The organism is Sphingopyxis selenitireducens (assembly GCF_051550705.1).
Taxonomy (GTDB): domain Bacteria; phylum Pseudomonadota; class Alphaproteobacteria; order Sphingomonadales; family Sphingomonadaceae; genus Sphingopyxis.
In genome coordinates, this window is record NZ_JBPULG010000006.1 from 345,254 (window position 1) to 358,881 (window position 13,628).

Annotated in this window: 15 protein-coding genes; 6 read left to right on the forward strand and 9 right to left on the reverse strand. The window is 65.4% G+C overall.

What is annotated here, in order from left to right; genetic code table 11:
* Positions 1-43: 43 nt before the first annotated feature.
* Complete coding sequence (locus tag ACSYDV_RS20210; RefSeq protein WP_438325791.1) at positions 44-1,087, forward strand: polysaccharide deacetylase family protein; 1,044 nt, start codon at positions 44-46, stop codon at positions 1,085-1,087.
* On the opposite strand, the gene zapE is transcribed toward ACSYDV_RS20210, so the two are convergent.
* The 3 genes from zapE to ACSYDV_RS20225 are packed head-to-tail and all read right to left on the reverse strand — an operon-like array spanning position 1,084 to position 3,487.
* A complete protein-coding gene (gene zapE / locus ACSYDV_RS20215; RefSeq protein WP_438325792.1) occupies positions 1,084-2,211 on the reverse strand; it encodes a cell division protein ZapE in 1,128 nt (375 codons plus the stop codon). The two genes, ACSYDV_RS20210 and zapE, sit on opposite strands and share 4 nt — an antisense overlap.
* A complete protein-coding gene (locus ACSYDV_RS20220; RefSeq protein WP_438325793.1) occupies positions 2,211-2,708 on the reverse strand; it encodes a PaaI family thioesterase in 498 nt (165 codons plus the stop codon). Before ACSYDV_RS20220 ends, zapE begins: the two co-directional genes overlap by 1 nt.
* Positions 2,705-3,487, reverse strand: a complete 783-nt coding sequence (locus ACSYDV_RS20225) for a succinate dehydrogenase iron-sulfur subunit (RefSeq protein ID WP_438325795.1) — start codon at positions 3,485-3,487, stop codon at positions 2,705-2,707. The genes ACSYDV_RS20220 and ACSYDV_RS20225 overlap by 4 nt, the downstream gene beginning before the upstream one ends.
* A 128-nt stretch (positions 3,488-3,615) precedes the next feature.
* On the opposite strand from ACSYDV_RS20225, the gene ACSYDV_RS20230 reads away from it, so the two are divergent.
* Entirely contained in the window at positions 3,616-5,148 is a 1,533-nt protein-coding gene (locus ACSYDV_RS20230; RefSeq protein WP_438325796.1) for a lipopolysaccharide biosynthesis protein, read from the forward strand.
* On the opposite strand, the gene ACSYDV_RS20235 is transcribed toward ACSYDV_RS20230, so the two are convergent.
* Both ACSYDV_RS20235 and ACSYDV_RS20240 read right to left on the reverse strand, forming a co-directional pair.
* Positions 5,141-5,926: a nucleotidyltransferase family protein gene (locus tag ACSYDV_RS20235; protein WP_438325798.1), complete on the reverse strand. Its 786-nt coding sequence runs from the start codon at positions 5,924-5,926 to the stop codon at positions 5,141-5,143. The two genes, ACSYDV_RS20230 and ACSYDV_RS20235, sit on opposite strands and share 8 nt — an antisense overlap.
* Positions 5,923-6,852 (reverse strand): alpha/beta hydrolase, encoded by a 930-nt coding sequence (locus tag ACSYDV_RS20240; protein WP_438325799.1) that lies wholly within the window; start codon positions 6,850-6,852, stop codon positions 5,923-5,925. Before ACSYDV_RS20240 ends, ACSYDV_RS20235 begins: the two co-directional genes overlap by 4 nt.
* 153 nt (positions 6,853-7,005) lie before the next feature.
* Here ACSYDV_RS20240 and ACSYDV_RS20245 point away from each other — a divergent pair, with 153 nt between their 5' ends.
* The 4 genes from ACSYDV_RS20245 to ACSYDV_RS20260 are packed head-to-tail and all read left to right on the forward strand — an operon-like array spanning position 7,006 to position 10,862.
* Entirely contained in the window at positions 7,006-7,836 is an 831-nt protein-coding gene (locus ACSYDV_RS20245; RefSeq protein ID WP_438325801.1) for a diacylglycerol/lipid kinase family protein, read from the forward strand.
* Positions 7,833-8,681, forward strand: a complete 849-nt coding sequence (locus ACSYDV_RS20250) for a metallophosphoesterase family protein (protein WP_438325802.1) — start codon at positions 7,833-7,835, stop codon at positions 8,679-8,681. The genes ACSYDV_RS20245 and ACSYDV_RS20250 overlap by 4 nt, the downstream gene beginning before the upstream one ends.
* Before the next feature lie 46 nt (positions 8,682-8,727).
* A complete protein-coding gene (locus tag ACSYDV_RS20255) occupies positions 8,728-9,822 on the forward strand; it encodes an Rv3169 family protein (RefSeq protein ID WP_438325804.1) in 1,095 nt (364 codons plus the stop codon).
* Positions 9,819-10,862, forward strand: a complete 1,044-nt coding sequence (locus tag ACSYDV_RS20260) for a phosphotransferase (protein ID WP_438325806.1) — start codon at positions 9,819-9,821, stop codon at positions 10,860-10,862. The genes ACSYDV_RS20255 and ACSYDV_RS20260 overlap by 4 nt, the downstream gene beginning before the upstream one ends.
* On the opposite strand, the gene ACSYDV_RS20265 is transcribed toward ACSYDV_RS20260, so the two are convergent.
* From ACSYDV_RS20265 to ACSYDV_RS20280, 4 genes are all read right to left on the reverse strand, one after another.
* Entirely contained in the window at positions 10,859-11,164 is a 306-nt protein-coding gene (locus ACSYDV_RS20265) for a hypothetical protein (RefSeq protein WP_438325808.1), read from the reverse strand. The two genes, ACSYDV_RS20260 and ACSYDV_RS20265, sit on opposite strands and share 4 nt — an antisense overlap.
* Before the next feature lie 103 nt (positions 11,165-11,267).
* A complete protein-coding gene (gene rpsI / locus ACSYDV_RS20270) occupies positions 11,268-11,765 on the reverse strand; it encodes a 30S ribosomal protein S9 (protein ID WP_438325809.1) in 498 nt (165 codons plus the stop codon).
* Positions 11,765-12,244 (reverse strand): 50S ribosomal protein L13, encoded by a 480-nt coding sequence (gene rplM / locus ACSYDV_RS20275; RefSeq protein WP_438326007.1) that lies wholly within the window; start codon positions 12,242-12,244, stop codon positions 11,765-11,767. Before rplM ends, rpsI begins: the two co-directional genes overlap by 1 nt.
* A 241-nt stretch (positions 12,245-12,485) precedes the next feature.
* Positions 12,486-13,532, reverse strand: a complete 1,047-nt coding sequence (locus tag ACSYDV_RS20280) for a COX15/CtaA family protein (protein ID WP_438325810.1) — start codon at positions 13,530-13,532, stop codon at positions 12,486-12,488.
* Positions 13,533-13,628: the final 96 nt, after the last annotated feature.

The following is a 13,628-nucleotide window of genomic DNA, read 5'->3' on the forward strand; positions in this document are numbered from 1 at the left end:
AAAGTTAACCCGCCCTTATCCCAGGACGGCTAGAGTAGCGAGGATGACGCGCGCGATCATAAGCTTTGATACGGAATTGTCGGCCGGCCTGTATCAACGGGGCGCCGATGCGCGCGCCAATTTCGAAAGCTCGATTCTCGGCCGCTGCCGCGACGGCGACTATGGCATCCATTTCCAGATGGATATGCTCGAACGCTTTGGGCTCAGCGGCGTGTTCTTCGTCGATCCGATGCCGGCGCTCGTCTATGGGCCGGCTGTCATCGACATGATCGTTCAACCGATCGTCGCGCGCGGACACGAAGTGCAATTACACATCCACACCGAATGGCTTGCTTTCGCGCGGTTCAATCCGGCCGGCCGCCTGACCGGGCGCAATATCGGCGATTTTCCATTGCCCAAGCAAAAGAAGCTGCTCGCGCTTGCGCGCGACATATTGGTCGGGGCCGGCGCGCCGACACCGACCGCATTTCGCGCCGGCAATTTCGGCGCTAATGACGACACGCTACGCGCCCTCGCAGCCCTCGACTTTCGTTTCGACAGCAGCTTCAACGCCGCGTATCTCGGCCACGGCTGCGCGATCTCGCTCGATCCCGACGACCTTGGTATGCGGCAACATCAGGGCATATGCGAAGTGCCTGTCAGCGGGGTAATGGACCGCGCCGACCGCTTTCGCCCCGCCCAGCTGTGCGCGATGTCGGAGGAAGAAATGCGCGACGCGCTGAGTCACAGCGCCGCGAGCGGCGCGATCCAGTTTTCGGCTTTCAGTCACAGTTTCGAACTGCTCAGCCGCGACCGCGAGGTTCCGAACCATCTCGCCATCGGGCGGATGGAAGCATTGTGCCGCGCCATCGCCGACGATCCGCGCATCGAGTGCGGCGGCTTCGTCACCCTTCCCGCTCCGCCTGCGCAGCCACGACGAATCGCTGCTGCCGCTCCGCGCCCGCTGCGCACCCTGCGGCGCACGATAGAACAGGGGATCGGCCATCTTGCGCATGAGGTGCGTTACGTCCGCGATCTCATCGCCGTGGCGGTCCATTCATCGCGCTGGGGAAAGATCGCTAGCGGCCTCCTGCTTGTGGTGGCTTAGGCTACCGGCACCCCGTCAGCGGGGCCGTGCCCCAGCGCCAGATAATCGTCCGACTGCATCTCGGCGAGGCGACTCGCGGTCCGCTCGAACTCGAACGCTCCGTCACCCGCGACATACAGCGCGTCGGGCATCGCCGCCGCGCTTGCCAGCAGCTTGACCCGATATTCGTAAAGTGCGTCGATCAGCGTCACAAAGCGCGCCGCCTCGTTGCGATTGTCGGGGCCCATTTTCGGGATGCCGACGATGATCACCGTGTGGAAATGGCGCGCGATCGCGAGATAATCCGACGCGCCGCGCGCTTCGGCACACAGCCGCTTGAACGAGAATACCGCAACGCCCTTCAGCGCCTTGGGAACATGCAGCATGCGCCCGCCCCCGACGTCGAGCTCAAGCGTCGGAACATGCGCGCGATCCTCGGGCGGGTAGTCGGTCAGGCGAAAGAAGGCGGCTGAGAGCGCCGCGCTCGCCGCATCGTCGGCGGGCACGAACCAGCGCGCACCATCGCCAAGCCGGTCACGGCGATAATCGGTCGGACCATTGAGCCCCATCACGTCGAGCTTTTGCTCGACCAGCGCGATGAAGGGCAGGAAATGCTCACGATTGAGCCCGTCCTTATAAAGATCCTTGGGCGGCCGGTTCGACGTCGCGACCACCGTCACCCCGCGCTCGATCAGCGCGGTGAACAGCCGCGAGAGGATCATCGCGTCGGCGCTGTTGTTTACCACCATCTCGTCGAAAGCGAGACAGCGGACATCGGCGACCAGCGCGTCGGCGACCAACGGGATCGGGTCGCCGCTCTCGCTTTTACGCACCTCGCGCATGCGCGCATGAACGTCGAGCATGAAGGCGTGGAAATGGACGCGCCGTTTGCGCTGGATGTGCAGCGCATCGTAAAACAGGTCCATCAGCATCGACTTGCCGCGCCCGACCGCGCCCCACAGATAGACGCCGCGCGGCGCTTCGGGTTTGCGGCCGGTGATCCGCCACAGCAGGCTGCCGCGCGGCGGTGCCGCTTCCAGTTCCGCCTGCAGGCGACTCAACCGCTCGGCGGCGGCGCGCTGTTCGGGATCGGGGCGCAGCTCGCCGCCGGCCACCAACGCATCATAAGCGACAAGCACCGACATCAGCCGCGATCCTTGCTCGCCTTGCGAATCGTTCCGGCGAAGGTGAGGACGATATGCTCGTCATCCGGACCCTGGACGACAAGGCCGCGCAGGAAAATCAGCCGGCCGGTTTCGCGCACCAGTTCAACCACGGCGTCGAGCGGCTCGCCGACGCGCCCGGCCCCCACAAATTGTGTCGAAAGATCAAGCGTCACCGAATGACCGGCGTTGAGCGAACCGAACTGATGCGATGCCGCGAACAATGCGATGTCGACCAGCGCCAGCGTCACCGCGCCATGGACATTGTCGCCCAGATTGCTGTGCTTGCGCGTCGGAAGCATACGGACCCGCGCGCACGGCCGGCCGTCGGAGGTCGCAGGCTCGGCGCGTACCGACAGTGGCTCGATGAAGCTGTTGAAACGGCTGGGATCCCTGAGGTTCCAGCTGAGCCAGCCGTCTTCCAGCGTTTCGGCGCTGAAATGGTCGCGGCGCTTCGGTTCCTCGATCCCGTCGTTCACACCTGCCGCTCGGCCACCAGTTTCTTGACTTCGGCAATGGCGCGCGCCGGGTTGAGCCCCTTGGGGCAGGCATTGGCGCAGTTCATGATCGTGTGGCAGCGATAGAGGCGGAAGGGATCTTCCAGCTCATCGAGCCGCTCGCCGGTCATTTCATCGCGGCTGTCGGCGAGCCAGCGATAAGCCTGCAGCAGGATTGCGGGGCCGAGGAACTTGTCGCTGTTCCACCAATAGCTGGGGCAGCTGGTCGAGCAGCAGGCGCACAGGATGCACTCGTACAACCCGTCGAGCTTTTCGCGTTCGGCGGGCGACTGCAGCCGCTCCTTGCCGCTCGGCGTCGTCGTCTTGGTCTTCAGCCAGGGCTCGATCGAGCTGTACTGCGCATAAAAATGGGTAAAATCGGGTACGAGGTCCTTGATCACGTCCATCGCCGGCAGCGGGGTGATCGTGATGTCGCCCTTCAGATCTTCGATCGCGGTGGTGCAGGCGAGGCCGTTCTTGCCGTTCATGTTCATCGAACAGCTGCCGCAAATACCCTCGCGGCACGAGCGGCGGAACGTCAGCGAGCTGTCCTGCTCGCTCTTCATCTTGATCAGCGCGTCGAGCACCATCGGGCCGCATTTTTCGGTGTCGATCTCGAACGTGTCGAACCGGGGATTCTCGCCGCTGTCGGGGTCGTAACGATAGACTTTGAATTTCTTGACCGCAGCCGCGCCCTCCGCCTTGTGGACTTTTCCGCTCTTTTGCGGACGGCTGTTCTTGGGCAGGCGAAATTCGGCCATATGAAGGGCTCCCTGATGCAATTGCGGGTCGGACTAGACCCGATTAACCGCAACGACAAGGGGGTGAAGGACGCAAAAGCGCGAAAGCCGCTGGCGGGGCCGCGGGCAAGCGGCTAGGTGCGCAGGGAATGAGCGAAGACGCCGCCGCCCAACCCGCCGTAACGAGCCGCAGCGTCGCGCGCGGGCTGGGCACGACCGTGCTCGCCCGGTTGGGCGCGGTGGTCGAGATTGTCGCGCAGCCGCTGTACGTGCTGATGTTCGGGCTTGCAGGCTATGGCCTCTACGCCGTGCTGTGGGCCGCGATCAATCTGCTCGAAAATATCTTCAACTGCGGCATGACCAGCGCGATGCAGCGCACCGTGCCGCAATCGGCAAGCGACGCCGAGGCGGCCGCCGCGCTGCGCACCGCGATCATCTTTGGCGTCGGGCCGTGCATCGTCGTCGCGATACTGGTTGCGATATTCGCCGCCGATCTCGCGCCGCTGCTCAACGTCGCGGACAAGGATATACCGCTCGTCGCGCCGGCGATCCGGCTGTTCATCTGGGCGCTTCCGCTCTGGGCCTTTGTCGAGATCGCGACCTCTGCGATGCGCGCGCGCATGGTGTTTGGCGCAGAAATTCGCCTGCGCATTATATGGGAACAGATTTTGCGGCTGGTGTTCGCCGGATTATTCTTCGCCGGAGGCTGGGGCCTCAAGGGCCTGTTCATCGCGCATAGCTGCTCGCTCGCCGTGACCGCTATCCTCAGCCTCCGCCTGCTCGCGCGCTATTACAGCTTTGCCGATCTGTGGCGCGGCGCGTGGGTAACCACGACGGCGCGCAGCACCTTTTGGGCCGGGCTCTCGATGCTGCCCTCGAATATCATCGGCCGCCTGTTCGGCGATGCTCCCGCGCTGATCCTCAACCTGCTGCTTCCCGGCGCCGCAGGCGCAGCCGCGGCGGGGCTGTTCACCATCGCGCGCAAGCTGTCGAGCGTCGTCCAGTTGGTCCGGGTCGCCTTCGTCTATGTGATGGCGCCGCTCGCCGCCAGCGCCGAGCGGTCTGACCGGGCACAGGTCGCCGACATATATGCCTATGCGACGCGCCTGATCCTGGCGATCGCGCTCCCACTCGCTGCCGTGCTCGCAGCGGGCAGCTCGTCGCTGCTCAGCCTGTTCGGCGATCAGGCGCAGGTCGCTCAGGCCGCACTCATTATCCTGCTCTTTGCCCGCGCGGCGGAGGCGATCTTCGGCATCTCGCAGCCGGTGCTGCAGGTCGTCGCGGCCTTTCGCGACCAGTTGACCGCGAGTGTGGTCGGGATGATCGTGTCCGTCGGCGCCGGCTGGCTGATCGTCGGCCATATGGGTGCGCTGACCGGGGTCACGCTCGCCATGTCGATCGGACTGATCGTGATGGCGGGCACCCCGATGCTGCAACTGGCGTTCAACGAAAAGTTGCATCCCTTCGACCAGCAGTTTCCTCGCGTCGCACTACGCGGGATCGGCATCACCCTGATCGCGGGTATTGCCGCCCTGCTCGCCGGTCGCCTGCCCGATGCGATCGCATTGCCGCTGATCGCCATCATCGCCGCCGCCGGGATATGGGCGTCGATGCGTTTTGCGCTACCGCTCGCCGACCGTGCCTCGCTCGGCAAGACCGGACGGACGTTGCGGCTTAGCTGACCGCGCTCCGGCGCGCCGCGATAATCCGCTCGATCAGTTCGATATCGACGGGCTTGTCGGCGTCGATGCACGCCTCGCCCTCCGACATCGGCACCACTTTCGCTTTCAGCCCGAAACGCAGGCCCGCGCGCGCGATCCCCTGCTGGATGGTAAAGAGGCGCAGCAGGGCGCCGATAAGAAGCCACGGTCCAAAGGCTGCGATGATCTTCAGCCCCTTCTTGCGGTCGCGTTCGATCCGCCCCCAGAAATCGAGCAGCGGCAAGACGCGGCGCCCGCGCAGCCGGAACATATTCGCCCCCGACCACCAGCCACCGCGAAACTTCAGCCACGTCCGCTGCGATTGCGGATAACGCGCCAGCAGCACGTCGCGCTCGACCATCGCGACCGCGACGTCGCTGTCCCAGGCGCCGTTCAGAAATTCTGCGATCATGGCGGGGGTCAGCAACACATGATCGGCGGTGGTCACCATTACCGGGTCGTCGCCGGGCGGCAGCGCAGCGGCGAGCGAGGCGCTGATCCCCTGCCCCGAATCCTGAAACCGCACGTCACCGGGAATATTCGCAAGCGCGGGGTCGGCGGCGAGTGCCGCGCTATTCTGCGCGAGAATCGTGATCGTCCCGACCAGCGGCGACGCGGCCAGCGCACGCACGACATGGACGAGCATCGCATCGCCTGCGATCGGCAGCAGCGCCTTGGTCGAAACGCCGCTGCCGTCGAGCAGCGGATCGGGGCCAGGACGGCTTCCGGCAAGGACGATGGCGGGGGTGCGGCCGGTCATTTCGCTGCGGCCTCCCCGGCTGGCGCGAGACGACGCCCGGTGACGCCGCGCAGGAAATCGCTCGCCTCGTCCAGCACCGGCCCCTTGCCGCGAAACGGCTGCGCCAGCGCCATCACGATGCCGGTATGGCCCATGCCGGGGTAGATGCGCAGCACCGCCGACCCGCCCGCCTTTTCGATCGCGGCGGCCAGATTCTGGCTGTTGCGCGGCCGCACGACATCATCCTCGTCGCCATGCGCCAGCCACATCGGCGGCGCATCGCGGCGCGCGAAGGCGATCGGCTGGGTCTTTTCGATCGGACGCACCTTGCCCATCGCCTTTTCGGCGCGACCGCCCTTTTCGAGCGGCAGGAAATCATAGGGACCGGCCATGCCCGCGACGCCGCGGATCACCGACGGATCGCTCCCCGCGCCGCGCAGCCATTGCGGGTCGAGCGCCAGCATCGCGGCGTTATAGGCGCCCGCCGAATGGCCCATCAGCGCGATCCGGTCGGGATCGCCGCCCAATGTGCCGATATATTGATGCACCCACGCGACCGCCGCCGCGCTATCGTTCAGAAAATCGGGCCAATGCGCCTTGGGCACCAGCCGGTAATCGGGAATGACGACGACGAAGCCCTGGCTCGCCAGCGCGCGACCGGCAAAGCCGTAGCTCTCGCGATCCCCGCTGTCCCAGCCGCCGCCATAGAAAAAGACGATGACCGGCAGACGGTCGCCATCCTGTGCGCCTTCGGGAACCCAGATATCGAGCGACTGGCGCGGCCCGCGCCCATAGAGCTGACCGCCCAGCAGCAGCCGCGCACCATCACCCTGACCAAGCAAGCGGTCGGCCATATTCAGCGACTTTGCGCCGCCTGCGACGACCAGCTTCGCCCCGCCGCCGAACAGCAGGATGAGCAGCGCCACCACGATGATGAATTTGATCAACCGCCGCCCCTTTGGTTTCGGCCTTGCCGTGAAGCGCGCGTCCTACAGGGCGGCGCGGCGGCGAACAAGCGGCGAGCGATGAGATGTCACCAGCCTGCCCCTCCTCTGCCCGCAAACCCGTGACCTTTTCCGTCCTCATGCGTAGAAAAGCGCATGACCGCAAAATTCAGCCGCCCCGCTCTGATCTGCAACAGCCAAAGCGGCAGCCATGACGAAGCCATTCTCGAACATATTGCCGAGGCATGCAGCGCGCACGGCGCGCCGCTCGCGGCGACCTTTGCGTTGCCCGACGGCGATATTCCCGATGCCGACGCGCTGCGGGCGCAGAATATCGACCTGCTGCTCGTGTGGACCGGTGACGGCACGATCAACGCCGCCGCAACGCGTGTCGGGGGATGGGACGGCGCGATCCTGCCGCTGCCTGGCGGAACGCTGAACCTGTTGTCGAAGGAGCTGCACGGCGACCGGCCCGCGCCCGACATTCTTGTCGACGTGCTCACCGGCAAGGGACGGCGCCGCCCCATCCCGATCGTCCGCAGCGACGCAGGCGACGCCTTCATTACCATTATCGCGGGCCCCGCGACGCGCTGGGCCGAGGTGCGCGAGACGATGCGGCAGGACGGGCTACTCGAAGCGAGCCGCGCCGCCCCCGATGCGCTCGATACCATGCTGAACGCCCCCGGCGTTCGGGTGGCCGGGCAGACGCAGGCTTATCCCGCGATCATCCTGACCCCGACCGATGCGGGCCTCCGCGCCGATGGCATTCTGACCGAAGGCACGGGCGATGTGCTGCGCCATGGCCTTGCCTGGCTCGGCGGCGACTTCCGTGATGGACCGAGCGAGGCGATCACAACCGGGGAGACGATCATCCTCGAAAGCGACGACGCCATCAGCCTCGAGCATGACGGCGAGCTTGGCGAAATGGCTTCGCCCGCGCGCTTTGCCATCGGGACTAGCGCGGTGGACTTCATCGCCACGGAATGACGCTTCTCTATCACATCAGCGACCTGCATTTCGGACTCGAGGACTCGGCCGCCCTCGCCTGGTTCGCCGATATTGTGCGCCGCGAACCGCCCGACGCGGTGTTGATCACCGGCGACCTGACGATGCGCGCGCGATCGCGCGAATTCGCCGCGGCTTGCGACTGGATCGGCGCGCTCGGCGCGCCGGTGACGGTCGAGGTCGGCAATCATGACCTGCCCTATTTCAACCCGGTCGCGCGCTTCCTTTATCCCTATCGCCGCATTCTCGGAATCGAGGCGCTGATCGAACGCGAGATCGACCTGCCCGGGCTTGCGGTCGTGCCGCTCAAAACGACCGCGCGCGCGCAGTGGCGGCTGGACTGGTCGAAGGGCTGGGTGACGCGCAAAGCGCTGGCGAAGACCCTTTCCGCGATCGACGCGCTACCGCCCCGCACCCAGACGCTGGTCACCGCGCACCATCCGCTGGTCGAGGCCGGAACGCGCGGCCGCGCGCTGACCCGCGGCGGATCGCGCGCACTTCGCGAACTCGCCGCGCGCGGAGTGACTGCGGTCTTGTCCGGCCATGTCCATGACGCGTTCGATCTGGTCGCCGATACCGACGCCGGCCCGATTCGCATGATCGGCGCCGGAACGCTGTCGCAGCGCATCCGGTCGACCCCGCCAAGCTTCAACGAATTGCGGATCGCGGGTGAGGAGCTGACCGTGCTGGTCCGCAATGTCGAGGCGGTGCCGACCCCCGATATGCAGATCGGCGATATCCCGCCCGACGCCCTGCCGCCGCGCGAGCCGGGCGAGCCCGTCGCCCCGATCGACGCCGTCCCGCCGGTCGATCCGCCGGTGCATTGACAGCAGCCCTCATCTCCTTAGGTTGCAAAGAAAAACGGGATGAGAGATGATGCTGACCAAGGGCGACGATTTTCCATTGCACCAGACGAGCGAGCCGATCGCCTTCGCGGGCACCGACCGCAATTTCTATGACCGCTATTTCTTCAACGGCTATGCGCCGGACGGATCGGTATTTTTCGCCGCCGCCATGGGTTTTTACCCGCAACTCGGGATCGTCGACGCCAGCTTCTGCGTCATACGGGACGGGGTGCAATATAACCTCCGCGCCAGTCGCCGCTCGGGCGGCGAACGCTTAGACCTCAGCGTCGGGCCGATATCGATCGCGATCGATATCCCGCTACAGCAGGTCACGCTGCGCATCGCGGCGAACGATGGATTGCTCGCGGGCGAACTCTGCTTCAGCGGGCGCCATTTCCCGATCGAGGAACCGCGCTTCATCCGCCGCAACGGCACGCGCCTGTTCATGGACTATACGCGGATGACGCAAAATGGCCGCTGGTCGGGCTGGCTGTCGGTGGGCGGCCAGCGCGTCGAGGTGGGCAGCGACTGGGCGGGGACGCGCGACCGCAGCTGGGGCGTCCGTCCCGTCGGCGCCAGCGAACCGCAACCGCCGCCCGAGGGCAATTTCAACCAGTTCTTCTGGCTGTGGACGCCCTGCAATTTCGATGACCGATCGCTGTTCTTCCACAGCAATGACGATGGCGTCGGCGCGCCATGGAACCGCCGCGCGGTGATCATTACGGATGGCGGCGCAGAACAGCATTTCGACGCCGCAGGCTTCGAGATCGGCTGGCAGGCGGGAACGCGGCGCATCGCGAAAATGCGATGCGATCTGGGTGCGGGCCGCTCGCTCGCGCTCGTACCATCGGGGCCGGTGTTTGCGATGAGCGGCCTTGGCTATACCCATCCGATCTGGGCGCATGGGCGCGATCAGGGCGCCGAGGTCGCGGTCGCACACGACAGCCTGACCGAAGCCGAGCGCGGCTGGGGCAATCCGCTCGCTATGCACATCCAGGCCTTCACCACCGCCGAACTCACCGATGGCGACACGGTGCATCGCGGCGTCGGCATGCTCGAACAATTGTTCGTCGGGCCGCATCTGCCCAGCGGGCTCACGGGCCTGATGGACCCTGCCGCATGAGCTTTCCGACCTCGCCCCCCGCGATGACCCCGGCGTGGCTCGCGGCGGCGCTGGGACAGGAAGCGGACGCGCTTCGCGGCTTCACCGCCGCCAAAGTCGGCACCGGGCAAATGTGCGACAGCTTTCGCCTGACGCTCGACTGGGCGGGCGGCGTCGAGGCGCCCGCCAGCGTGATCGCCAAATGCCCAAGCCACGACGAGGCAAGCCGCAACATCGCCAAGCTCGTCGGCACCTATATCAAGGAAGTCAGCTGGTACCGCGAACTGGCGGCAAACAGCGGCGTTCCCGGCCCGCATTGCCATTTCGCCGATATCGCGGCGGATGAGGTCGATTTCATCCTGATTCTCTCCGACCTCGCGCCTGCGCGCGCGGGCGACCAGCTCGCCGGGTTGGGGCTCATGGGATTGAAGCCGTGCATCGACGCCGCGGCGCGGCTGCACGCGCTGTTATGGGACGATGCGCAGCTTGCCGAATTGCCGTGGCTGTCGCGCGACAATAGCACGCTGGTCCGCGCGCTCTTTCCGCAGCTCTATCTGGGATTTCGCGAACGCTATGCCGACCGCCTTGCCCCCGAACTGCTCGATGTCGGCGCGGGGCTGGTCGAGCGGCTCGACGCCTTCATGGGCCGCGAGCCTGCCGCGCGGACGATCGTTCACGGCGATTTGCGCATCGACAATATCCTGTTCGCGCCCGACGGCGACAAATGCTGGCTCGTCGACTGGCAAACGCTGGCCCGCGGCAGCCCCGCCGCTGACCTCGCCTATCTGATCGGGACCAGCATCGCCGACCCTGACGAGCGCGCCGCTGCCGACCGGCCGGCGTTCGACCACTGGATCTCGGCACTGACCGGCGCGGGCGTTGCGCCCGATGCGGAGGCACTGTGGACCGACTATCGCGTCGGCGCGCTCAGCGGCTATTTCATGGCGATTTTCGCATCCATGAGCGTCGAACGCACGGAACGCGGCGACGAAATGTTTGCAGTGATGGCCGAACGCCCGGCGCGGCAGGCACTCGCGCTCGGGAGCCTCGATTTGCTTTAGCCGAGCCGGTGCGGCGTCGGATCGCCGAGTTCACCGACAAGCTGGCGGTAAGCCTCGGCACGGCATTTGGCGTAATGATGGCCAAGGTCTTCGCGCGACATCGGCAGGTCATTCGCGAGCGCGTCGAGAATTGCCGGATCATCGTGCAGCGCGATTTCGCGAACAAGCGCGCCGGGGTCGATATCGAGCACGACAGCGAGCAAGCGAAAGCTCCGCGCGCGCTGGCGGAACTCAAAATCCATCAGCCGGGCAGAATCCTTTTCCTCCTTGGCGAGGAGAGCTCTGCGAAGGTCAAAAACCATGGCGCCAATCTATGGCGCCCGACCCGTTTCTTCAACGCACAACGAAAAAGGCGGCCCGTTGCCGGACCGCCCTTCCCTTGTCCGTCCGTCGACGGAAAACTTTTTAGCGCTTCGAGAATTGGAAGCTACGACGGGCCTTCGCCTTGCCGTACTTCTTACGCTCGACGGCGCGGCTGTCGCGGGTCAGGAAGCCAGCCGTCTTGACGACACCGCGCAGAGCGGGTTCGAAACGGGTCAGCGCCTGCGCGATACCGTGAAGCACGGCACCCGCCTGGCCCGACAGACCACCGCCCTTGACGGTTGCGATCACGTCATACTGGCCAACGCGCTCGGTCAGACCGAAGGGCTGGTTGATGACGAGGCGCAGCGTCGGACGTGCGAAATAGACTTCCTGGTCGCGGCCGTTGATCGTGATCTTGCCCGTGCCGGGCTTGACCCACACGCGGGCAACGGCGTCCTTACGACGGCCGGTCGCATAGGAGCGACCCTGCTTGTCGACGATCTTTTCGCGCAGCGGCGCGTTCGAGACCGGAGCAGCGACGGTGCCTTCGACGGCGCCGGCGAGATCCTTGAGATCGGTCATGGTCTGTTCGTCAGCCATTATGCACCCACCTTATTCTTGCGGTTCATCGACGCGACGTCGATCACTTCGGGGCTCTGCCCTTCGTGCGGATGTTCGCTGCCGGCGAAAACGCGCAGGTTGCGCATCTGCTGGCGGCCAAGCGGGCCACGCGGGATCATGCGTTCGATGGCCTTTTCAAGCACACGCTCGGGGAAACGGCCTTCTAGGATCTTGGCCGGGCTGGTTTCCTTGATGCCGCCGGCATAGCCGGTGTGCTTGTAATAACGCTTGTCCTGCAGCTTCTTGCCGGTGAACGCTACCTTTTCCGCGTTGATGACGATGACATTGTCACCGCAATCGACGTGGGGGGTAAAGCTCGGCTTATGCTTGCCGCGCAGGATGTTGGCGATGATCGATGCAACGCGGCCCACAACGAGACCCTCGGCGTCGATCAGCACCCATTTCTTTTCGACCGTACCGGCATTGGCCGACGCGGTCGTCTTGGTCAGCGCCTTCATCATGGCACGCTCCTTGACAGATATGGACTGGGGCGACCGGCACGATGCCTGTAGCCCGAAACAAACCGCGCCGCCCGTCCAGCAAGGACATAGCGGCGCTTCGGAGCGGGCCAATGGAGCCAGATGAGCGGAAAGTCAAGCGCAGCGCGGCTTTGCTGACGGGTATTATGATACCTTCATCTATTCCGGCAGGCTGCGGCACGCTTGTCCGTTCCCGGACCAGCGCCCCTACCGCCGACGATTATCGCGCGACGTTCCGCCCCAGTCGGTGGACCGCCCCCGCCGCAATGGCGACCAGCAGCCCGCCGACCACCTGATGCGCCACCGCGATCCACATCGAAACCCCGGTCACGACCGTCAATATGCCCAGCGCCATCTGGGCGGCGACGACGATCACCAGCAACCTCGTCTCGACCGAGGCGCCGCGCCGCGACAATGTCCGCGCCAATAACAGCAGCACGAGCGCGGCGACCCACGACCACCAGCGGTGCAGGAAGTGGATCAGGAAGGGATCGTTAGTCAACGCCATCCATGCGCCGGCCGACCAGTCGATGCCTTCGGGCACGAAGTGGCCGTTCATCGACGGCCATGTGCTCGCGACATAGCCTGCGTTGAGCCCGGCCACCCATGCACCGAGCAGCAATTGGACGAAGAGGACCGCAATCACACCGACGCCGAAGCCCGTCAACCGCGCAGGTCGCGCGCGCTTATCCTTGGCCAGAAGCCGCAAATCGAGCGCCGTCCATACGAGCCCGGCGAGCAGGAACAGCGCGGTCAGCAAATGCGTGGCGAGGCGGAAATGGCTGACGTCGGTACGATATTCGAGCCCCGATGCGACCATCCACCAGCCAATCGCACCCTGCATCCCGACGAGCGCCGCAAGCGCCAGCAAGCGTGGGCCATAGCCCGCCGGGATCGCCCGCCGCCACGCGTACCAGACAAGCGGAACGACAAGCGCCATACCGACGAGCCGTCCCAATATGCGGTGCAGCCACTCCCAGAAAAAGATCGCCTTGAACCCCGCGAGCGACATGCCAAGGTTGATCTCCTTATATTCGGGGATCTGCTTGTATTTTTCGAATTCGGCGACCCAATCGGCTTCGTTGAGCGGCGGCAGAACGCCCGAAACCGGGCGCCATTCGGTGATCGACAGCCCCGATTCGGTCAGCCGAGTGATCCCGCCGACGGCAATCACCCATATCACCAGCAGGGCGACCGCCCACAGCCAGCGCGCCAGAGCAGCGGGGCGCGGGTTCAAAGCACGGGCATTTGTCGGAAATTTCGTCATCGCCGCCCTATCGCCCCTCCCCCGGCGATAGGCAAGAGGCCGAAAGCCGGGCCTTTCGGGAATATTCATGGCCGCGACAGCCCGTAGTTGATAAGC